Annotated in this window: 21 protein-coding genes and 1 tRNA gene; 9 read left to right on the top strand and 13 right to left on the bottom strand. The window is 43.2% G+C overall.

The annotated features are described in order from the left end of the window. The 6 genes from F824_RS0124665 to F824_RS0124635 all read right to left on the bottom strand — a co-directional run. Nucleotides 1–458, bottom strand: a 458-nt coding sequence (locus F824_RS0124665; RefSeq protein ID WP_019600619.1) for a transposase, incomplete at its 3' end; no start/stop codon positions are given. A 420-nt stretch (nt 459–878) separates the two neighbouring features. Beyond that, complete coding sequence (locus tag F824_RS26535) at nt 879–1,748, bottom strand: endonuclease/exonuclease/phosphatase family protein (RefSeq protein ID WP_161629756.1); 870 nt, start codon at nt 1,746–1,748, stop codon at nt 879–881. Nucleotides 1,749–2,205: 457 nt separating this feature from the next. After that, nucleotides 2,206–3,129, bottom strand: coding sequence for an aspartate carbamoyltransferase catalytic subunit (locus tag F824_RS0124650; RefSeq protein ID WP_019600616.1), 924 nt, complete (start codon nt 3,127–3,129; stop codon nt 2,206–2,208). 2 nt (nt 3,130–3,131) lie between these two features. Then, nucleotides 3,132–3,680: a bifunctional pyr operon transcriptional regulator/uracil phosphoribosyltransferase PyrR gene (gene pyrR, locus F824_RS0124645; protein ID WP_026333918.1), complete on the bottom strand. Its 549-nt coding sequence runs from the start codon at nt 3,678–3,680 to the stop codon at nt 3,132–3,134. Nucleotides 3,681–3,838: 158 nt separating this feature from the next. Continuing rightward, entirely contained in the window at nt 3,839–5,464 is a 1,626-nt protein-coding gene (locus F824_RS0124640) for a hypothetical protein (RefSeq protein WP_019600614.1), read from the bottom strand. Beyond that, entirely contained in the window at nt 5,461–5,868 is a 408-nt protein-coding gene (locus F824_RS0124635; RefSeq protein WP_019600613.1) for an EVE domain-containing protein, read from the bottom strand. The genes F824_RS0124640 and F824_RS0124635 overlap by 4 nt, the downstream gene beginning before the upstream one ends. A gap of 155 nt (nt 5,869–6,023) precedes the next feature. On the opposite strand from F824_RS0124635, the gene F824_RS0124630 reads away from it, so the two are divergent. From F824_RS0124630 to F824_RS0124615, 4 genes are all read left to right on the top strand, one after another. After that, nucleotides 6,024–7,694, top strand: coding sequence for a DNA polymerase/3'-5' exonuclease PolX (locus F824_RS0124630; protein WP_051107593.1), 1,671 nt, complete (start codon nt 6,024–6,026; stop codon nt 7,692–7,694). A gap of 5 nt (nt 7,695–7,699) precedes the next feature. Then, the gene (locus tag F824_RS0124625; RefSeq protein ID WP_316928883.1) at nt 7,700–7,978 is read left to right on the top strand and encodes a hypothetical protein; all 279 of its coding nucleotides are present in this window, start codon (nt 7,700–7,702) and stop codon (nt 7,976–7,978) included. Between the two features lie 123 nt (nt 7,979–8,101). Then, complete coding sequence (locus tag F824_RS0124620; protein ID WP_026333917.1) at nt 8,102–8,755, top strand: YiiX/YebB-like N1pC/P60 family cysteine hydrolase; 654 nt, start codon at nt 8,102–8,104, stop codon at nt 8,753–8,755. Nucleotides 8,756–9,068: 313 nt separating this feature from the next. Further along, nucleotides 9,069–9,491, top strand: coding sequence for a hypothetical protein (locus F824_RS0124615; protein ID WP_019600609.1), 423 nt, complete (start codon nt 9,069–9,071; stop codon nt 9,489–9,491). A gap of 68 nt (nt 9,492–9,559) precedes the next feature. On the opposite strand, the gene F824_RS0124610 is transcribed toward F824_RS0124615, so the two are convergent. The 3 genes from F824_RS0124610 to F824_RS0124600 are packed head-to-tail and all read right to left on the bottom strand — an operon-like array spanning nt 9,560 to nt 13,310. After that, on the bottom strand, nt 9,560–10,939 hold the full coding sequence (locus F824_RS0124610) for a putative oxidoreductase C-terminal domain-containing protein (protein ID WP_019600608.1): 1,380 nt from the start codon (nt 10,937–10,939) through the stop codon (nt 9,560–9,562). A gap of 4 nt (nt 10,940–10,943) precedes the next feature. Next, nucleotides 10,944–12,314 carry a Gfo/Idh/MocA family protein gene (locus F824_RS0124605; RefSeq protein WP_026333916.1) on the bottom strand — a complete coding sequence of 457 codons (1,371 nt, stop codon included), beginning with the start codon at nt 12,312–12,314 and terminating at the stop codon, nt 10,944–10,946. A gap of 24 nt (nt 12,315–12,338) precedes the next feature. Then, nucleotides 12,339–13,310, bottom strand: coding sequence for a DUF6807 domain-containing protein (locus F824_RS0124600; RefSeq protein ID WP_019600606.1), 972 nt, complete (start codon nt 13,308–13,310; stop codon nt 12,339–12,341). 83 nt (nt 13,311–13,393) lie between these two features. Between F824_RS0124600 and F824_RS0124595 the strand changes: the two genes are divergently transcribed. Further along, nucleotides 13,394–14,317, top strand: coding sequence for a ThuA domain-containing protein (locus tag F824_RS0124595; protein WP_019600605.1), 924 nt, complete (start codon nt 13,394–13,396; stop codon nt 14,315–14,317). A gap of 723 nt (nt 14,318–15,040) precedes the next feature. Here F824_RS0124595 and F824_RS0124585 read toward each other — a convergent pair. From F824_RS0124585 to F824_RS0124575, 3 genes are all read right to left on the bottom strand, one after another. Next, nucleotides 15,041–17,320 carry a xanthine dehydrogenase family protein molybdopterin-binding subunit gene (locus tag F824_RS0124585; RefSeq protein WP_019600603.1) on the bottom strand — a complete coding sequence of 760 codons (2,280 nt, stop codon included), beginning with the start codon at nt 17,318–17,320 and terminating at the stop codon, nt 15,041–15,043. Between the two features lie 31 nt (nt 17,321–17,351). Beyond that, the gene (locus F824_RS0124580; RefSeq protein WP_019600602.1) at nt 17,352–17,810 is read right to left on the bottom strand and encodes a (2Fe-2S)-binding protein; all 459 of its coding nucleotides are present in this window, start codon (nt 17,808–17,810) and stop codon (nt 17,352–17,354) included. Nucleotides 17,811–18,086: 276 nt separating this feature from the next. Continuing rightward, complete coding sequence (locus F824_RS0124575; protein WP_026333915.1) at nt 18,087–19,376, bottom strand: Gfo/Idh/MocA family protein; 1,290 nt, start codon at nt 19,374–19,376, stop codon at nt 18,087–18,089. 280 nt (nt 19,377–19,656) lie between these two features. On the opposite strand from F824_RS0124575, the gene F824_RS0124565 reads away from it, so the two are divergent. The 4 genes from F824_RS0124565 to F824_RS0124550 all read left to right on the top strand — a co-directional run bounded on the left by F824_RS0124565 (nt 19,657) and on the right by F824_RS0124550 (nt 21,858). Next, a tRNA-Asn gene (locus F824_RS0124565) sits at nt 19,657–19,733 on the top strand. A 209-nt stretch (nt 19,734–19,942) separates the two neighbouring features. Then, nucleotides 19,943–21,148 (top strand): phage integrase SAM-like domain-containing protein, encoded by a 1,206-nt coding sequence (locus F824_RS0124560; RefSeq protein ID WP_019600599.1) that lies wholly within the window; start codon nt 19,943–19,945, stop codon nt 21,146–21,148. Further along, complete coding sequence (locus F824_RS0124555; RefSeq protein ID WP_019600598.1) at nt 21,117–21,338, top strand: site-specific integrase; 222 nt, start codon at nt 21,117–21,119, stop codon at nt 21,336–21,338. The genes F824_RS0124560 and F824_RS0124555 overlap by 32 nt, the downstream gene beginning before the upstream one ends. Before the next feature lie 109 nt (nt 21,339–21,447). Continuing rightward, the gene (locus F824_RS0124550; RefSeq protein WP_139189932.1) at nt 21,448–21,858 is read left to right on the top strand and encodes a hypothetical protein; all 411 of its coding nucleotides are present in this window, start codon (nt 21,448–21,450) and stop codon (nt 21,856–21,858) included. 100 nt (nt 21,859–21,958) lie between these two features. Here F824_RS0124550 and F824_RS0124545 read toward each other — a convergent pair. Then, nucleotides 21,959–22,139: IS3 family transposase (locus F824_RS0124545; RefSeq protein ID WP_019600596.1), on the bottom strand; the 181-nt coding region annotated here is incomplete at its 5' end.

Raw genomic sequence — 22,139 nt, 5'->3', positions numbered from 1 at the left:
GTTCTTGAAAGCGTATGTGTGGCATCTACAATAATTGACTTAGAGCGGATTACGCCTTTTTCTATGGCAACGGATACCGTTTTGTTGATCAGCAGGTTCAGCAAATCGGTATCTTTTAACCGGAGCTTTCGGAATTTGGTCAAAGAACTTGGATTAATGACATCTTCTTCCGGAGACATTTCCAAAAAATATTTGAAGGACATGTCATAAAGTGAACGCTCCACCACATCGACATCTGACAAGGTATAGATGGTTTTGAGCAACAGATACTTAAACATCCGAACAGGACTGTGTGCCATACGTCCATTATTAGAGCAGTATTTATCAACTAACTCTTGGTAAACAAAACTAAAGTCAATGATGTCATTGATCTTTCTAAGAAGATTGTCCTTTGGGACTATCAAGTCATAGATGGAACTGTATTGGCTGAACTTAATCTCTTGTTGATGTAATAACATGATATTGAGTTATTTGTATATTAAAATATACAAAAAAAAGGTGTAGAAAAGTAATTTTTCTACACCTTTTTTACTAACATTTTATCAAAAGACTTTTTCAGTGGCCTCTTGTGATCGCAAGGCTTCTTTTTTTTGATTAAACCCGTATTATGATGCATTGCCCATTCTTTTCTAGCCTTAAATTGCTTAATCATCATTCAGCTATCAATAATTTTTACTTCCTCCTATCGCTACTCTGACCTATTCTCCAAATAGTCTGATTTTCTTGCAATTTCAATCCCACATTTGAAAACCTATTGCGGGTTAAACTAATTTAGGAAGCAAAGAGGTGTGAAACTGCGCGTAAATAGGGGGTAAGACATGGGAGATTGTGAAAAGTCAAAAAAACCGGATGGGGAAAAAATAATACACCAAGGATGTTTATTTTCCTTTATCAATCTTCTCTTGAACTTCCTGCTCTGTTTCTGGTCCCGTTTTTTCCATTTGAATGTTTTTATTCAATTCTGGTTCAAACGTGAGTTCGATGAAAACTGGAAAATGATCAGATCCAATGTCTTCGAGCAATTCCATTCTGGTCAGCCCAAATTCTTTGGAATAAAAAACATGGTCCAATGGATATCGAAAAAGTGGAAATCTAGCATTATAAGTATTGAACATTCCCACCCCTTCCCGCGGATCCACGAGTTCGGCATATTTCTGAAAAAGTTCGGAAGTGTAAGACCAAGCGACATCGTTGAGGTCACCCGCGACAATTACCGGAATGGAACTGCCTTTGATTTCCTGACCAACAATCAAAATTTCCGTGTCTCTTTCGTAGGTGTCCGTTCCTGGTTTTGGCGGTTCGGGGTGAAGGCCGTACAACATGATTTCATTCCCGGTCCTCAAAGTGATTTTTGTGGCAATAGATGGGATTTCATCAGAAACCAAATACCTGGTTTTTTTTTCGGACAAGGGCAATTTGGAATACAAAATCATTCCGTAGGTATTTGACAAGGGCTCTTTTATAAAATAGGGGTACTTTTCGTCCAAATCAAGCAGGCCTTTCGCCCAAACATCATCCGGTTCAGTGATCAGTATGATATCGGGATCCCATCTGGTGATGAGATTTGTGAAAGCACCGATTTCTGTATTGTCCATCCGGACATTGGTGACCAAAAGGGAAAACCGGTTTTCATCCGTGGTGACGACTGATTTTTTTGCTTGGGAAGGATAGAAGGGGGTGTAAAAAATGATTTTGGAGATTTGTAGGACCAATGAAATCGTCAGCAACGAAATAATCAGGATTTTCATTTTTCCTCGTCCTGCCAAAAAGATGATGCAAAGAACAATAGAAATCAAACAAAATACAGCAATCGAACTTCTTGGAAAATCAAAAATTCGGATCCACCATTTTGAAGATTTGATAAAAGGGAGGAGGGTTGAAACGATTGAAATTATACTAAAACTGTAAGTAAAATTTTTCATATTCAACTAGATTGGGGCCAATGGATTTTATGAGGTATGCACAAGTAAGGATTAGACAATAGAAATCAAAATTCACATTCCTCATACCCATTTCCCCCTATGTAGGGATTTAGCGAAAATTAATATTTACAAATGGGATTCAAAAAAGAGTCTCCTCTTGGTTTTTGCCCAGTGGGAGAATGTTTTCAAATGAATGCCGTGTTTGCTTCAAAAACAAACAAAGTTATGACCTCTACTCAATCAATTCAATTCCTGTACCAGTTTTCAAATAGTTTTATCTTTCTTACTTCACGCCCGCCAGTAAATACAAAACGGCCATTCTGATCGCCACTCCGTTTTCCACTTGGTTCAAGATGATGGAATGTTCACTGTCGGCTACATCCGAATTCAACTCAACCCCACGGTTGATGGGGCCCGGGTGCATAATGACAATTTCTTTGTCCAGCCTGTCAAGCATCTTTTTGTTGACCCCAAAGTATAGGGAATATTCCCGGAGGGAAGGAAAATATTTGATTTGCTGCCTTTCAAGCTGAATGCGGAGAACGTTGGCGACGTCGCACCACTCAAGTGCTTTTTGGACATCATATTCCACTTTCACGCCTAGGCTAGCGATGTGCTTGGGTAAAAGCGTGATCGGTCCACAAACCATGACTTCCGCCCCGAGTTTTTGAAGACAAAAAATATTGGACAGCGCCACTCTGGAGTGGAGGATGTCCCCAATGATGGCTACTTTTTTTCCGGCAACGTCCCCAAGTTTTTCGCGGATGGAAAAGGCATCCAATAAAGCCTGGGTCGGATGTTCATGGGTGCCATCCCCTGCATTGATGATGTTGGCTTTGATGTTTTTGGAAAGAAAATGGGGCGATCCGGGACTGCTGTGTCGCATGACAACCATATCGACTTTCATGGAAAGGATATTGTTTACGGTGTCGATCAGGGTTTCGCCTTTTTTGACCGAGCTACTGGCCGAGGAAAAATTGATAACATCTGCAGAAAGTCTTTTTTCTGCCAATTCGAAGGAAAGCCGGGTTCGTGTGGAATTTTCGAAAAAGATATTGGCGATGGTAATGTCTCTCAGGGACGGCACTTTCTTGATGGGCCTGTTCAAAACTTCCTTGAAATTCTGTGCGGTTTCAAAGATGAGCTGTATGTCTTCGGTGGTGATGTCCTTGATGCCTAAGAGGTGTCGGGTGCTGAGTTGTGACATGTTTAGTTTTTAACTTTTTCTGTTATCCAAATGGCATCTTTTTCAAAACCTTTTTCTGCCCATTCCACGACCACATATTGACTTTCCAAGGTGTTGACTTTGACGCCGAAGTAATCGGGCATGATCGGGTAGTCGCGGGTGTATTTTCTGTCCACCAATACCATGAGTTCCACCTTTTGAGTTCTCCCAAAGGCAATCATGGCATCCATGGCCGCTCTTACCGATCGCCCTTTGTAAAGGACGTCATCCACAAGGATTACTTTTTTTCCCTCCAGTAAAAAATCGATTTTGGTCTCGTTGGCTTGAAGCGGAAAATCCCTTCTTCGAAAATCATCCCTGTGAAATGTAGCGTCCAAGTAGCCAAAGGGAACGCTGATACCGGAAATTTCTTTCAGCAATTTCACGAGTTTATCCAATACGATTGGCCCCCTTGGCTGTAGACCCAAGAGAACAGTATTTTCAAAAGTATCGTGATTTTCAATCAACTGATGGCAAAAACGCTTCAGGATGATGTCAATTTGCTGTTGATCCAGAACAATTCTTTTTTGCATGGCTTCGATTTGTGTGCAAATATAAAAAGAAAAGGTGGGGAATGAAGAATGGCTTCGTATAAATGCGCCATCCTTGAAACCGGATTTCAAGAAATGATTTCTCTCTGTTCAAGAAAGCCTTAATACTTGTGTCGAATTGAAAATCTGTTGCCTAGATATCATTGTTTTTTAAGGCCTTCTTCGGGGACGAATAAGTCCCCATTCACCTTGATTTTGGTGATAAAAAAAACTTCACGGATTTCTTCTTTTCCGGATTCGTTTTGAAAGCGAATTTTTTGTTTACCAGAGAGCAGGAAATACTCCTGAAACCACCAGGTCAGTTGCAAACTGCTTTCTTGCGTATCTCGGATCCGTTCGTTTTCCTTGATAAGTTGGATTTCGAAGGGCTGGTTTTCAAAAATCACTTCTCCGTTTTTGAGGAAACTCATCTTGATCTCCAGTCCATCAAGATACAGGTAATGGAGTTTTTCTCCGTCAAAACTGATTTCCCCGAATTTGCTGGGATCGGCAGTGGTTTTGTTCTCCAGATTTAGGGCATTGTCCCAGATCACGCGACCATCTTTGTTGATCAGCGCAAATTGTGCCGAGATGAATTTGTATTCCCCTTCCCGCGCCATGCTTGGATACCTCGGGTATCCTCCATATCCCAAAAGGGGGTCGCCATACATGCCTCCCATAAAAGGGTTGAAGGGATTCATCCTGTATATATTGTTGGCATAGACACCGTCTCGGGGCATGTATCTCGGATTGCTGGCAGAAAAATAATCATTGTATACCAAAAATCCATCCTCCAAATTGATGACTTCCCGAGTGGAAAAAACTGGGCTTATTGTCGGTTTTCTTCCCTTTTCAATGGTTTTTTCCACAGCCCTTAACTTTTTTTCACGGTTCTTTTCATTTAGGTAATTGTAAAAATTGGGAAAATCCTCTAACGTGTAATAGTTCGTATTGAATTCCCCGAATTCGTTGATGTTGGTGATGTAGATCCCGGAAAACGCTTCTCTTTTTCGCTGTCCAAAGGGACCGATGAGGCTTTGTTGGTAATTTTGGATAGGTGTCAAAATGCCTTCCACGATTTCCATGTCTGAATCTTCCAATTTGTCTATCATCACTTCCCTTATCTTGTTTCCCTCTCCATCAAAGGTCAGAACCAAGACCTGCTTCATTTTGAATTTGTCCCGCTTGCTGATCAAGATGTCAAAAATCCCGAGGGCAGGATCTTTTCTCAACTGGAGAATTTGCGTGTCTTTGGAATAAATTCCCTGCACGGTGACCATATTGTTGGTTTCCAGGTCAAAAATCTGAACCACAGGTCTCATTTCAGTGGTGCCCATGAATATGGCTTTGCGATTCAAAACCAAAAATTCACTCAATTCCATGTTGAGGACATTCTTGATGTTGATCTCCTTTAATTCCATCGTAGCAAGATTGATTTCCATCACATACCGATCGTCTGTCTGGTAAGTCCCTTTTTGTAACATGGCATAAAAAAAATCACCATCCAGGTCAAAGCCAACAAGTTCATAATTGTCCCTGATGTTGATTTCAGAAAGTTCTTCGAACTTCAATTCATAATCCATTTCCAAAAGCTGGAGTTTTTTTTTCGAACCGAGGCCTTTTTCCGAAAGGCTTCGAAATGCAATCAATCCTTCTGAAGAGGGCAGAATGGTAAAATTATTGTCGTTGAAATTTGAATTAATTTCAAACCTTTCCAGAAACTGGATTTGTGAAAAACCAGGTATTTGGACAAGTAAAAAAATGAAGAAAATGAATGTAGGCTTCATGAGCTTATATTTATGATATGGTCAAATTGTGGTTTTTCTACAGGCATGACCGAAAGCCTGGATTGTTTGAGCATGGGCAGATCGCTCAGGTTGTCATCTGCCTTGATTTCCTCCAATCCCATCGGTTTTGAAAGTGCCTTCACCGGTTTGATTTTTACGGCAAGCCAACCTTTGTTCTGGCTGTCCCCGGTATCGGGAAAGGCGGAAGCGCTCACTTTGGCCACGCCGACGATTTCCTTCTTTTTTCCACTGTGGTAAAATAGGATATGATCGCCGATTTCCATTTCCCTTAGGTAATTCCTTGCCTGAAAGTTCCGGATGCCATCCCAAACATCTTCCCCTTTTTTGGTTAGGTCTTCAAAACTGTAAGTTTCCGGTTCGGATTTGACTAGCCAATACTTCATACGGTCTTTTTCATTGGATTGATTTGCTTAAGTTAAGCTTTAAGATTTTATTTTGAAACATTTATTGGTGACATTTGTCCTTATCGATAATCAACCTTTTTAAGATTTTGGACCAAAAAAGCATCATTCGCCAACTCAAGCTGATCATCAAACTGATGGAGCTCCACGAGGAAAATATTTTTAAAATCAGAAGTTATCAAACCGCTGTGAATACCTTGGAAAGGGGTGAAATCTCCATCGAAGGCTTGGGGGTTTCTGAGCTGCAAGGCATCAACGGAATCGGGAAGAGTATTGCAGAGGTCATTTTTTCCTTGGGAACAAGCCAAACCCACTCCGTTCTGGAGGATTTATTAGCCAAAACACCAACGGGCATCCTTGAGATTTTGGAAATAAAGGGATTGGGACCCAAAAAAGTCAAGACCCTCTGGGAGGAGTTGAACATCACTTCCACCCATGAATTGCTTGAGGCTTGCCAAGCAGGCCAGGTAGCCAAGATCAAAGGGTTTGGTGAGAAAACTCAGGAAAGCATCATTCAAGGTCTTGAATTCAAGGTCGCCAACATTGGCAAATGGCTTTATGCCGAAGTAGAAGCAGCGGTAGAGCAAGTTGCAGATGCGATAAAAGAATTGGAAGTAGTGGATCAATCCGTGACCGTTGGCGAATATTCCCGAAAAATGGAAATCATCGAATCCGTGGAATTCCTTGTTTCCACTAAGGACAGAAGGGGAGTGATGGCTGCTTTGGAAGGGATCAAGAATCTTGAAAAAGACAAAAAATCCTCTAGCCCATTTAAATGGAGAGGGATGATTATTTCCCCTGAGGTCAAGGTGGACATCCACTTTTGCGGGGAAGAGAATTTTGTGAAAGAAAAAATATTGAGAACCGGGAGCAAAGCCCACCTGCTTTACCCCGTGGAGGATCAAAAACCCTTGATCGATTTTTTGAATGAGGGTCCATTCCAGGACGAGAAGGAAGCTTACCAAAAAGCAGGACTGTCCTGGATTCCCGAAGAACTACGGGAAGGTTTTTTTGAATTTGAGTGGGCAAAATCCGGCGAAATCCCAGCACTCTTGGAAGTAAAAGATTTGAAGGGGATCCTGCACAATCATTCTACCTACAGCGATGGAAAGCATACACTGAGACAAATGGCAGTGCATTGCAAGGAGTTGGGCTACGAATATTTGGGGATTTCAGACCACAGCCGTTCGGCATTTTACGCAGGTGGACTTGAAATCGAGAAGGTTGAGAAACAATTTTTGGAAATTGAGTCCTTGAATATTGAATTGGCACCATTCAGAATCTTTAAGGGGATCGAAAGCGACATCCTGAATGATGGCAGTTTGGACTATCCCGACGAGATTTTGACAGGTTTTGATTTTGTGGTTTCCTCGATCCATTCTCCTTTAAGTATGGATCGAAAAAGGGCAACTGCAAGATTGCTAAAGGCAATCGATAATCCCTACACTACCATTTTGGGCCATCCAACCGGGCGTTTGTTGCTGAGAAGGGAAGGGTATCCGATTGACCATAAAGTGGTCATTGATGCCTGTGCTGCCCGACAAGTGGTGATAGAAATCAATGCCAACCCTTGGCGTCTCGACTTGGATTGGAGATGGGTCCATTATGCCTTGGAGCAGGGAGTGAAGCTTTCCATCAATCCGGATGCGCATGCCATGGAGGGATATGCCGATATGAAATATGGAGTAATGGTGGGAAGGAAAGGAGGGCTGACCAAAGACATGACATTCAACGCGCTGTCGCTCGTGGAAATGGAAAGTTATTTTCGAGGCAGAAAAGATAAAATTAAAGCAACATTGGAACAATGAATTGGATGGATAAAGATGAGGAGTTGTTGATTCAACGGTCCTTTATATTTGGAGTTACAGGAATTTTACTTTGTTTGATACCGCTGGCCAATGGATATTTTCAATGGCTCGATGCGCCAATGCAGCCCCTGAATGGTGTGGGTATCGCCCTTCAGCTTTTTGCATTGAGCATCAGTGTGCTCATTTTGAGAAAACGCAAAATCAAGGAGGCGGTAAAGGAAAAGGCCAAAAAAATGATTCTGGTGTTGACCGTATCGTTGATTTTCTTTTTTATGGTGATTTGACCTTTTGTTTTTTCGAAATGCATAAAAACCCAAGGATTGGAGATTGAGCCGATAGGCCAAGGAAAAAATATTGGTCCCAAATACTTCTTTTGTAAAAAAAATGAAAATCAACAATTGAAACAGATGCGTAAACTCAATTTTATCCATGCACTGACTTTTTTGTGTGCTCTGCTTTTTTTCTCCTGCAGCGGGGATAAAATGGATTGGCAGGAGGGAGATATTTTGTTCCAAGATGGGGATTGTGGTGATTTTTGTGATGCCATTCGAAAAGTGACTCAGGGTTATGAAGGTCGCGATTTTTCCCATAATGGCCTTTTAATGAAAGAAAAAGGAGAGTGGTTTGTCCTGGAGGCGGTTTCTAAGGGTGTCAGCAAAACTGCGTTAAAGGAATTTATGGGAAGGCAACTGGATGGAAATGGAAACCCCAAAGTGGTCGTGGGAAGATTGGTCCCTGAATTCCAGTCACTGATTCCTGCAGCGCTTATCGAGGCCCAAGCACTTTTGGGAAAACCGTATGATGTTGTTTTTGACTTGGAAAACGATACCTATTACTGCTCCGAACTGATCCATTTTGCTTTCAAAAAAGCCAATGGCGGCAAGAATGTTTTTACCCCAAAACCCATGACCTTCGTGGACCCGGATACGGGTGAGCTTTTTGGGATTTGGAATACCTACTATGCAAAGATGGGGATTTCCGCGCCTGAAGGTGAAATGGGACTTAATCCCGGAGGAATGTCATTGGAACCGGTGCTGGAGATTATATATGCGTTTTATTGAAAATCTTTTTTGTTCTATTGGTAGCTCCTCATAATTCTTTGCCTTTACAGGAAAGAGGATTGAGTGTTTTTTAGGACTTTCAATGCATAATGGATTAAACTCAAAATAAGCAATAGGTTTCCCAATGGGGTTAAAACCACGGGATAATCCGGCTGTTTGGAGCATAAGGGATAGTGTCGATGTGGTGAAGTAAAAAATTGTAGGTAAGGAATGATTATTTAGTAATTTCAGGCTGGCTTATAAATGGTCATGCATAAATCGGGTTAAATTTCCTTTTTTAGATTTTCCAAACCAGAGATATCAAAATCAGCTCATGGATCCACTTCTGAAAAAACTCAACTACAAGGAGAACACCAAGATATTTATTGGGAATGCCCCCAAAGATCTTGATGAAAAAATGAAGGATTGGATTGATCAGGGCTTGGTTACAAACTTGCCGCAAGAAGCAGGATTTTTTCTTTTCTTTGCCCAAACCGAAGAGGAGATCAGGGTGAATTATGAAGCCGTACATGCCAATATCCAAAATGATGAGATTTTCTGGATGGCTTACCCAAAGGGAACTTCCAAGAAATACAAAGCTGTCATCAACCGGGACAAGGGTTGGGCGTTTTTGGGTAAATCAGGCTTTGAGGGTGTGAGACAGGTAGCGATTGATGAAGATTGGTCCGCTTTACGCTTAAGGAAATTAGAATTCATCAAAAAACTGACAAGAAAAAACAGAATGACTTTGGCGTAAAAAAGAAAAAAGTGGAGAAAGGCTTATTGCCTCCTCCACCACCAATCTTTTTTGTGCGATAAATCCCTTTAGGGTGTTTTCGCCATTTCCAATGCTTTGGTCGTGGTGAAATACTTGACGATCATGTTTGGAACCTCCCAGTCAGGCATTTTTTTGGATTCAAAATACTCCAAAAACCTTTCCGTCACCTGTGCAAAATGAGCCTCATGGCCGACATGATAGCGTTCGGGGATTTTGACCAAGAATTCTCCGTTTTTCAGCTTTTCCAATCCAAGTCCCGGGAATGTAGATTGGAGTTTGTTGTTTACTGCTTCCTCCATTGCTTTCTCCTGACCTTCCAAAAGTACAATATACAAGGTTGGTTTATATCCTTCTTCCTTTCCCTGACGAATAATCAAGTTGGCTTTTGTGCCGCGCATCATGCTGAAATGGGTGTCTCCAGCACCTTCGGGTGCTTCAAAATTCCAGATAACACTGACTTTGGCGTGCTTTCCACGCAGGGTGTAATTCATTTCACCATTGCTGAAAACCTCCAATTTTTCTCCACGAATACGGTCTTGTAGAAATTCAGGATAGCTTTGTTTTCCGGTAGCTTTTTTGAATTCATCCAAATTCATGGTAGTTGGCCATCTTTTGGCAGACAACATCCGAACATCCGTGGTGTCCAAAATCATTTCGGGAAATGCTTCCCACTGGATCAAGTCCACCAAATGTGTCGTCACATCGACAATTCCTTCGCCTTCTTTGTTTACATCAAAAAACCAATCCGGACGGATCAATGGCTGACCCGAAACATACTTGAAAAAGTGATGGACACTTTCCTTGGTAATGGCCGGATTTTCCAAAGTCCCTGTTTCCAGATCGCCAAAAACTTCTGGAAGCATTGAAAGCTCCCGTTGAAGCATCGATGATATCTCAAAGCGCTCGGTCATGATGTCATAAAGCATCAAATCCTTTTGAGCAGCCTCCTCAAAAGCCTTGATCAATTCCTTGAACCCAGCTTGATTGATCACCAGCGGTTTGTCTGCATAGACATGGATGCCGTTTGCAATGGCTGCACGGATATAGTCGATCTTCTGGTCGTTTTTGCCGGCAACCATCATCACGTTTCCAGGTTTTTTGGAAATCATTTGTTCCAAATAATCCTCGCCTTTTTCGACTTGAATGTTCCAGGAGGTAGGGTTTTCTTCCCGAAGATTATAGCCCGCTATCCGTTGGAGGTAATCGGCGAGTTCATTTCCCTCGGGGGCGAAAACATACACCGTCGAATCCACTTTGGGATACATGGTCTTGTGGATCAATCCAGCATGGAAATGACCGGGATCAAGACTCATGATGATCACTTTGTCCTTTTCGGAATTTTCCATGGTATCTTCTTTTGGTGCATTGCAAAACTGGAAAATCAAAAGGGGGAACAACACAAAAAGCCTTCTTAATTTAATGTTCATTGGTTCAAATTTTGACATTGTCTGTTCCATAAGGCGCTCTTTGGGGTCTGCTGAGGTGTGAATTGGCTTCGGCATCGTTGACAAAGCGCTCCGTTTTGGGGTCCCATTCCAGTTTTCGGCCCGTCTTCATCGCGATATGGCTGACCAAACATACCGAGCACGATCGATGACCGATTTCTACAGGTGAAATGGGTTCCTCGCCCGATTCAATACAATCCAGCCAATTGCCATGCTGCTCAGCACTTTTATACAGATGGATCTCTTCTGGACCAATGATGGATTGGAGTATTTTTGGGTCTGATGCATCGAGTGCTTTTGCATTTGCTCCTTGCGAAACAGGATCACTTGTGGAGGCCACATAACTTCCCCGGGAGACCCATATCCAGCCGTCCGAACCCTCATAACGGATGCCATTTGGATAGCCACCGCTGGTCAGCATCATAATACCATTGTCATATTCCGCCTTGACCATGAAGTCTCCATGGACATTCCAAAGGCCAGATCTTGGGAATTCGGCGACTGCCTCGATAAATCTGGGTCCGGTAAGTTCGGTATCCATTCCCCAAGCCGCACAGTCAAAATGATGTTGGCCCCACCCGGTAATCATCCCCGCACCATAATTTTCGTGTCTCAGCCAACCTGGACGGCCATAATCATGCTGAGGATGGACGCCAATCTCCGTGTAAGGAATCTCTGGTGTTGCGCCCAACCATCTGTCGAAATCCAGGTTTTTGGGTATGGGCATTTGTGGTGCTTCAGGCCCCGCGGGATCTCCGGGCAAGCCAATCCTGACGGTGTGGAGTTTTCCAATTCTTCCGTTTCTCACCAATTCTGCCGCGATTCTGAATTGGTCACTGGAGCGCTGCTGGGTGCCAAGTTGCAGGACAATTCCAGTTTTGTTCACCACTTCGACCAATTGGCGGCCTTCTTTGATGGTCAAGGAAGTGGGTTTTTGGAGATAGATGTGCTTGCCTGCCAATGCTGCTTCCATAGCCGGCTGGGAGTGCCAATGGTCAGGAGTACTGATGATGACGGCATCGATATCTTTGTCAATCAGCATTTCTCTATAATCCCCATATTGCTTTACATTGAGATAGGGACTCCCCATTTTTTGGGTATAATATTGTTCTACAAGTTCTTTTCCTTCCCGCATTCGCTTGCTGTCCACGTCGGAAACTGCCACAATCCTGGCCTTGTCGTGCTGCCAGGTGCCGGGAAGATCATGGTCGCGACCGATCCGGCCACAGCCAATCTGGCCGATGTTGATTTTATTGCTGGGGGCATTTTTGCCGAAAACTGAGGAAGGTACAATAGTGGGAAAACCCATTATTGCTGTTGCCATTGCGCTCTTTTGGATAAAGTGTCTTCTTTTCATGGGGAGGTTTTAGGTTAGATGGGGTTAATTTTTTGAGAATGCTTTCCAATAGGCTTCAGCTTCCCCAGCGGTAAGGGAGCCGTCAAAAACAACCATTCGGTAGTTCAGGGTGTATTTTTTGCCTGGCAAAATCTCCCAGGATTCATGGCGGATGGGACAAAATTCAATAAATACATTTTCCTTTCCCTCGTTGGCGTCCTCTGGCCAAACCCGCATCGGTTCCGGATGCGATCTGTTTTGTGGGTGGCTGAGGAAAAGTATACCGCTTTTGCCGGAGGCATCCGAGCTTACGCCTTCAATGATTACCCATTTTGCAAAGGAACCGTCAGCGGCTTTTCGGTCGTGTCCTTCAGATGTCAATACTGTGCTGTTGGTATGGTCCCACCTTTCCGTGGCCCTGAAACCAATCCCTCCACCGTATCGGTAGGCATCCAACATGACACTTGATGCAAGGGGAGTGGAAATGGTCGTGGTATAATCCACCATGTATCGGTTGTTTTTCTTGTTCCAAACCCTGATGCCCAAATCCTCTTCAATCGCCAACTGTGGACCATTAGGAGCAAGTAAGTCCATGTGCTTTTGTCTGACGACCAATTCAGCAAATTCTGGATTTTCCTGTTTGGAAATGATGCGGTCAAAGTCCACCCGGCCTTTTCCGTCACCCAAATTCCAAAAGTCGACCTCACGACCTTGAATGGTTGTTTTGGTCCAAGGACCCCAAATTCCGTAGTGGTGGTAATGGTCAGGAGGTTGGATCCTGGTGAGTTTCTGTCCAGATGGAGAATTGAGGGGATGGATGAATCCGGATTTTTTAAATTCCGGTTTCACGCCACCCGGTACCCCAGCTGCCGCCGTCTGGTAGGTCAGCAGCAAATGTTTGCCACTTTTAAAATCTATCCCGCTGGGAGTTTCTTGGAGTTGGACCTGCTGAGAGAAAGCAGATGCAGGTAAACCGAGGATAAGGAGGCTTTGGAAGAAAAGTCTTTTGAATTCCATTGATTTTTAGGTTATTGAGGTTTAAGATTTTCAAGTTATAAAAATCCTCATAATCTCAGATGATACCTCCTCCTTTTATACCAATGGAAAAAAAGATTTTACTCTTCTCATTCCTTTTTTGCCAAGTTTTCTTCGCAAAATCACAAAGCCTTCCCGAAGTAAAGTTGGATAAAACCTGGATTGACAAAATACATTCTCTGGCGCCGGAGAGTGCAACTTTCCCGATTTCAGAAAAGAAAAACGTGCTTGTCTTTTCACTGCATACAGGTTTTGACCATTGGGTGATTCCACATACGGAAGAGATGTTGAAAGTGATCAGTGAGAAAAGTGGTGCTTTTGAGGTAACAGGAAGTAAGGATGTTGGGATGTTTGAAATGGAAAACCCCAAAAAATTCGATGCCGTAGTACTGAATAATACCTGTTCCAAGCCAGATCACAGGAATTTGTTTTGGGACAAGTTGAGGGAGGAATCTGATGCCGACAGTGCCCAAGTGATGAAATGGGCCTTGAAATTGGAGGCAAACTTGCTGGAATATGTACAAAATGGGGGAGGCTTGCTTTTGCTTCATGGTGCGGTGACGACACAAAACAATTCCGGTGCATTCAGTCGATTGGTGGGAGCAAGTTTTGATTACCATCCTCCACAGCAGGCCATTCAGGTAAGACTTGAAGACCCAAACCATCCGCTGGTCCAGGCTTTTCCGGTAGGTGGATTCAATCATGTGGATGAACCTTATTTTTACAAAAACGCCTATTCTGACTTGGATTTTAAGCCTTTGCTTTATTTCAACAATTCAGAAATCACAGGGCAGAGGAATGCATTGACCGAAGGAAAAACCTATGTGGCATGGATTAGGGCACAAGGAAAGGGGAAAGTGATGTATTGCTCACCATCACACAATGCCCAAAGTTTTGAAACCCCGGAATTACTGCGATTTTTTCTGGACGGGATGCAGTATGTAGTGGGCGATGTAGAATGCGATGAAACACCGATTAAAAAGCAGTAAAATTGAAAATTTCAATGTAAAAAATTGACTTTTCTTGGCGCGGTATTCATGTGTAAAAATTAATTGATATGAGCATCCGCTATTTTGCCAGTAAAATATATTTACAAGAAAAGGGACCAAGCTGAAAGAAGGAAGAAGTCACCGATTAAGATTTCTGGAGAGGATCATGTGAATTTTGCTGTCGACTGGAAAAATCACGGATAGTCAAATTGATTTTTTTACAAGTTTGAAGACCTTTTGATGGACCCCAAAAGATGCATTGGGTTTCCAAATGGATTTGAAACTGCAAGAAAATCAGTCGATTTGGGGGATAAGGCGTGGCTCCGATGTGGTGGACTCAAAAAGAATAAGCAATTATAATTATTTGCAATTACAAGCCGAAATGGTGTTGCATAACAGGGTTTGAACCCTAATTATGGAATAGGTTTCCAAATGGGGTTGAAACTACAAGGAAATCAGACGATTGGGAGAATTATTCCCGACACCAATAGGGTGAAGTCAAAAATAGTCAACACCTAATTGATTGTCAGTAAATTACATTATTGAATTGAGTTCGTAATGCATAAAACGGGTTGAAAGGATCGGTGCGATCTGTCGAAACAAAAACAGCCCTGACGAAGGCTGTTTTTGTTTTAAGAAATAAAAAGATCCATTCGGAATATACCAAGAATTGAAATTGAATAATTGTGTATACCTTCTTTGCTTGTTCCTGATTGGGGTTGCTTATGCCTTGAAAGGCAATTGATAAATCCGCTCACCGGTGAGTTTATACATGGCATTGCAAAGTGCCGCGATATAGGGAGGTACGGGTGGTTCACCCACGCCCGTTGGTTTTTCCATGCTCTCGACAATGTGGACATGGATCTTTTTTGGAGATTGGGGCATTCTGATGATTTCGTAACCATCAAAATTATTTTGCTGGACTTTTCCGTTTTCCAAGGTAATGGCAGAGGTCATGGCTAGACTTGTCGCAAATTGTGCACCGCCTTCAAATTGGGATCTTATCCTGTCGGTATTCACGCCAATACCGCAATCCACTGCATAAAACACCTCTGGGATCAATAGCTTTCCATCTGCGCCTTTTTCCACGCGCACGATACAGGCCACATAAGTAAGGAAGCTTTTATGCGCCGCGAATCCCATCGCCTTGCCTTCTGCAACTGCGTTTTTCCAGTTCGCCTCCTTGGCCACTATTTCAATTACTCTTTTCAGACGACCGGTATTCAATGGGAATTTCTCGATGCTTTCGCCATAATTGCCAAATTGACCCTTAATTTCCCCTTCAAAATTCAGATTTTTGTCTTCACCCAGCAATCCCGATAGGAAATCAACAGGATCTTCTCCTTTTGCTTCAGCAAGCTCATCCAGCATGCAGTTGGTGGCAAAAGAATGGTGGATATTGCTGACGGACCTCAGCCAACCGATCCTGGTATGGGCCTTTGATTCATGTGATTCTATCCGGATATTGGGGACGTCAAAAGGAAAGTCGATGCAGCCAAGTCCCAATTCTCCATCAGAAGGATGGAGTTCTGTGGCACTGGCTGTAGCACCAATTGCAGGGAAAACAGTGTGGTGATTCCATCCGCTAAGGTTGCCGTTTTTATCTAAAGTTGCCTTGATCCTCTGTGCACTTTGGGCATGCAAAAAATCATGGTGTAAATCGTCCTCTCTGGTCCATTGTACCCGAACAGGTGATTTGGCGGCTTTTGATAGCAAGGCTGCCTCTACCACAAAATCAGGTTTGGATTTTCTGCCAAAGCCACCACCCAATAATGTTACATTTACAGTCACATTGTATAAATCGATATTAAGTGCGTCTGCAACGGCCTGTCTTGCCCATTGGGGATGCTGCGTAGGTGCCCAGATCTCACAAATTCCGTCTCCCTGGTAATGGGCGATGGCTGCTGGCGGCTCTATGGTGGCATGGGCATAAAAAGGGGCTAGGTAAGTTCTTTCAATCCTTTTGCCTGCATTTCTTTGCGCAGCTTTGAAATCCCCTCTTTCCCTTCTTAACTTCCCATCACCAGTGGTGCTTTTTAGCATCTCTTCCAGCTGTTTTGAGGAGCTGTACGTTTGGTTTTCTCCCAAATCCCATTCAATCTCCAAGGCATCACGGCCTTTCATGGCTGCCCAGGTATTGTCTGCGATGACCGCTACGCCTTCTAGGGGTTTGTCCAATCCCGGAGGATTGCCTGCTCCCTCGATTTTTACCACCCGGTTGACACCGGGAATGGCCATTGCTTTTTCATCATTGAATGAGATCACTTTCGCCCCGACAACAGGGCTTCGCCGGATGACCGCAATTTGCATGTTCGGGAGGTCTACATCTGCCCCATAGATGGCTTTCCCTGTTGACATGTCTTTTGCGTCATATATCATGACATCCTTCCCGATCAATTTGTAGCTTGAGAATTCTTTTAGCGTGATGCTTTCAGGTTTTGGGATTTCCATTTTCCCCATATCAGCGACCAGGTCTCCGAACTTGATTTTTTTACCGCTGGAGTGGAGAACTTGGCTGTTTTCAGTGCTGCATTCTGAGACATCTACACCCCATTTGGCAGCCGCTGCAGCCTGTAGCATTTGGCGTGCCGTACCACCCGCAAGTCGCATGGGCTCGTAAAACATCCGGATGGAATAAGATCCATCGGTGTTCTGGTCTCCGTACTTTTCCTCATCACCTTCTGCTTGGGCGATCTTTACTTTGCTCCACTCTGCTCCCATTTCATCAGCAACGATCATTGGTAGCGTAGTTCGGATTCCCGTGCCCATTTCAGAGCGATGCGCAATAAGTGTGATGACATTGTCAGACGAGATGTTGATGTAGACATTTGGCGCAAAGGTGATGACTTCACCTTTTGGACCAGCACATTGGAAGTTTATACCCATGACAAATCCCCCGGTGACGAGTGAGCTTATCTTTAAAAATTCCCTTCTGGAGGGAATGAATACTTTGCTTTGGTTTTTGGGCTCTTTTGTTTTGAAAAAAGGGAGTTTTGGTAGCATGGCTTTATCGCTTTGAATGAGCAGAATTTTTTTAGGACTTGGAGGCGGTGAGAATGGCCTCCTTGATGCGGTTATAGGTGCCGCATCGGCAAAGGTTTCCTGCCATGGCGGCTTCGATTTCGCTCCCTGAAGGTGTTCGGTTTTCTTTGAGCAGTGCTGCTGCTTGCATGATTTGTCCCGATTGACAATAGCCGCATTGAGGGACCACATGTTCCACCCAGGCTTTTTGGAGGGGATGGTCGCCTTCCTTTGAAAGGCCTTCAATGGTGGTTATTTTTTTATTGCCAACTGCGGAAATCGGCATGCTGCAAGATCTTACCGCCTTATCATCCAAGTGGACAGTGCAGGCTCCGCAAAGTGCTTGGCCACAGCCAAACTTGGTTCCTTTCATCGAAAGCAAATCTCTGATGACCCAGAGGAGGGGCATGTCTTCCGGAGCAGTGACTTCCTGCTTTTTGCCATTTATAGTGAGGGTGTATTTGTTGTCCATCGCTGGGAGTGTTTTATGAATAATTTAACAATTTAACCCGTGATATTCATTACCAATTCAATTTCAGGGTATAGTTTTTTAATAATCAGTAATTCGTATGTTTTTTTGACTTCACCAAAATAGGTGTTATCCTTATCCTTTCAAAAGCCTGATTTTCTTGCAGTTTCAATCCTATTAGAAAATCAAATGCATATTTCCATCTAACTTACCTCAAGTTAGCGCCTTTCCGTTACTTTTCCGCTGTATTGGGATTCGGCTTTAAGGATATTCCCGGAATTATGCGCCAATAAGATTCCATTTGTCCCGGTAGGGTCTCCAAAGTAAACCGTTTGCTTCATCGTCCTTTTGGAACAGCTCTTTTCGATGGTTCCATTCCAAAGGTCTGCCCAGTTGGAATGAAATGAGGCCAAGGTGCATCGGCATTGTCATTTCGCGAACATATTCAAGGTTGGATTCCGGTTGTTTTCTTGATTTGATGGAATCGATGAAATTCTGCTGATGTCCAGGCGAGCGTGGGATAGACAGCGCTACTTCCGGAATGTCATTCAGTATTTTTCCATTGAAGTATATTTCCATGCTGTTATAGTCGCAAATAAGGCTTCCTTTAGTCCCTTCAAAACATGCCCCAATATGCCTTTTTTCTGCACCAGGGATATTCGGAGGGGTTGAAGTCCAGTGCACGTCAAGATTTTTGAATTCATAATCCACATTCATCCAAGCAGCCGTGTCTCCCATACCGGGTGACCGCTGTCCTGTAGCCGATATCCGATTGAGTTTGTTTGGTTCCAAGGACATGTAGAGCACATCGGCAATGTGGCACCAGAAATCCTGAAACACTCCACCTGAATATTCCATAAAATACCGATAATTGACATGGCATTTTTCCGGGGCATATTCCGAATAGGGAGCCGGACCCAGCCACATGTCCCAGTTGAGACTCTTGGGAGGGGTCTGGAAGTTGAGCTTTTTGATGATAGGTGGTTCACCGGTTTTCCATAGCCTCACCGATTTTATTTTTCCAAGTTCCCCCGATTGAATGATTTCTGCAACCCTATGGTAATTGTCTCCTGCGTGGATCTGGGTTCCCAGTTGAAAAATCCTATCCTGTTCTTCCAAAGCATCAAGCATCATTTGCCCTTCTTTAAAGGAATACGAGAGGGGTTTTTCACCGTAAACATCCTTTCCGGATTGGAAGGCGAGGATCGCAATCTGGGCATGCCAGTGATCGGGAGTGGCAATGGTAATTGCATCAATGTCTGGTCGGTCAAGAATGTGCCTAAAGTCGGTATAGGTGACCGCTTTGTTGTCCGGGTGGATTTTGTTGAGTTTTTTCAGGGCATCTTTTGCCCTGTTGCTGTCTACATCACACAGGGCGACCACCTCCGCCTCGGGGAGGTTGGCAAACCAATTGAGATGGGAGAGGCCCATTCCTCCAAGCCCGATGATTGCGATCCGGACACGGTCGGAGGGGGCGGCTTGCAAACCTGAAAAGGGGAGAAAAGCAAACCCGAGTGTAGAAATGGCACTCAGTCTGATAAAATCTCTTCTGTTGAAAGTGGGGTCCATACCTTTTTTGATTAGAGGATAATGCAAGAAAGAAAAGCGGTATTTCAATTTAAGGAAAAAACCTATTCGATTCCATCTGATTTGAGGTATTTGCTCAACATATTTATTTGGGGTAATTAAATATGTTTTAGGTTGAGAAAATTAAGTGGCTGATTAATAGGAAAAAATGGATTCGGCTAGAAAAAACTACAATATTTTGGGAGTGAGGTTTGGAAAAAATCAAACATCCTGCTAAGTTTGCATCACGTTAACCGAAAGGGTTGGCAAAATAACAATAAATTCCTCCTTAGCTCAGCTGGTTAGAGCATCTGACTGTTAATCAGAGGGTCCTTGGTTCGAGCCCAAGAGGAGGAGCCAAAGCCTTGCAGAGATGCAGGGCTTTTTGCGTTTAAAATAGGCCTCAGGATTCATTTCTGGGGCATTTTCGTTTTAAACGGATTAGGTTGCTTCACGAATCCAGAAGAAATATTTGGTGGAAAAAAGTGCTGATTCTGGCAACTTTTCGCCAAATGCGTGCAAAATGCGTGCACTTTTTTCACATGCCGAAAGCCACAACAACTAACGTTATGGCAACAATCCAAATCCACTTAGACACGCGAAAAACCGCGAAAACAGGCCTATACCCAGTAGTCTTCAGGGTGTCCCACAACCGCAATCACCGCAACATTCCCACTGGAATGCGTGCAAAAAAATCAGATTTTGTAGAAAATGGGTGTCTTTTCCGCAATGACCCTGAGGCGAATATTCAGCTTCTCGAGCTTTTGAGGATCTACACACAGCGGCTCCAGGAGATTCCAAAAAATACCCTGAACCTGATTTCTGTACAAAAACTAAAAAGCGTTCTGCTCGATTCTGAATCCAAAGACGAGATCACCATGCACCTGTTTTGGCAACGTGAAATTGATCACTTGTATCAGATCGGAAGGACGGGCAATGCCACGGTTTATAAGACAGCCCTTTCCGTACTTGGAAAGTTGCATGATTTCCACAAGTCCTTTTCAGACTTTGGCTACAAGGATATCCTTGACCTTGAAAGGCAACTCTATGGGAGGAAATGCAGCGTAAATACTGTTGGGGTCTACATGAGGGCGCTCAAATCGATTTGCAACAAAGGCATCAAGCAGGAGCTGGTGGATCATTCATGGTACCCATTTTACAAGTACACCATCAAGCGGGCCAAGACTTCTCCCAGAGTGCTTTCTATGGAGGAAATCAGACGCTTTGTACGTTTGGACATTCCGAAGGAAAACCCATTTCTGTACAGTTCATGGTGTATTGGAAAGTTGATTTTTCTCCTTAGAGGGATAAACCTGATGGATTTGCTTCTGCTTAAACCGGGAAATTTAAAGGGGGATCGAATCATCTATAAAAGATCTAAAACTGGAAAAATGTACAGCATCAAACTGCTGCCTGAAACCATTTGTGTGCTGCAGGAATTTAGTGTAAACCACACCCTTCTGGGGATATTCTCTGAGGAACAGATAGTAGATTCAAAAAGCTTTGTCTATGTGTATGGGCAGAAAAGGAAACTGATCAATAAGTACCTGAAACACCTCGGGGAACTGGCAGACGCACAGGAGCCCATCACTACTTACGTATTCAGATACACCTATTCGAACATTGCCAAGCAGTCTGGCTTCAGCAAAGACATCATTGCTGAGGCGTTGGGGCATGAGTACGGAAATTCTGTCACTGGAATATATCTGGAGCTCTTCGACAACGAAATACTGGACAATATGCATGAACAGGTATGTAGAAAGGTATTCGGTTAGGCGGACAATAGGGGGGATAAGTTCTCCCCTTTATTTTCCCCTTCTGACTTATGCTTCCGTCCTGAAATCTCAGCATGCACCTGTGACGCTGATAGCAGAAGCTTTGGGACATGCGGACATCAGAACCACGCAAGTCTATCTGGACAGCTTTGCTAACTCGGAACTGGATCATTTCAACGATTTGCTTTAGGTCAACAATAATAATCTTGTTGATTTTGAACAACTTGAACTCAGCCCCAAAACTGACATTTTGTTTATTTGAACTGGGATCATATATTCCGCGCAAAAAAGATAAACAAATGAAAAAACTGATTCTTAGCATCATCACAGGCATCATGTTCGTAGGTTGTAATGACTCAGAAAATCCAGATCCAGGAGAGCTTAAGTTTATTGTTACAGTTTCGCCAGCACCTGAAGACACGAAATTTATGCTTGGTTCGGAAATGTATTTCGTTTTAAACATGAGTGGTTCTCAGACAAGTTTTGTTTCAGATCCTGTTTTAATCGATCCTAGAGAAAATTATCAGTATCAAATTGCGAACTTAGAATCCACCGAAGAATGTCATCAAGTTACTGTTGAGGCGTTTTATCGAAACAAATCCTTTCACAAAAAGAACTTTGAGATGTACGGAATTCACAATTTATATTCTTCTTTAGAAGATCAGTGTGGATCTGCAACAATAAAGTGGACAAATAAATTAGCCCGTTGATTTGTTGATTCCCGTCGCCTGCCGCGGGCTCCTCAAATTGTAAGTGCGATTTGAAATAAAATCACCCTGACAATTTCGAGGTCTTACCTTTTTGATTTCCTTATGCAGCATTTTTTTTGTTGATTTCCCCAAATTGTTCCGGTGAAAGATATCCCAGGGAAGAGTGTCTCCGAATTCTGTTGTACCATATTTCAATAAATTCAAACAGCTCCTGTTTTGCTTCTTTTACCGATTTGTACTTCCTATATCCTGTTTCTGATTTCAGGATTTTGAAGAAGTTT

Source organism: Rhodonellum psychrophilum GCM71 = DSM 17998, from assembly GCF_000381545.1.
Lineage (GTDB): Bacteria > Bacteroidota > Bacteroidia > Cytophagales > Cyclobacteriaceae > Rhodonellum > Rhodonellum psychrophilum.
This window is presented reverse-complemented; position numbering and strand designations above follow the sequence as displayed.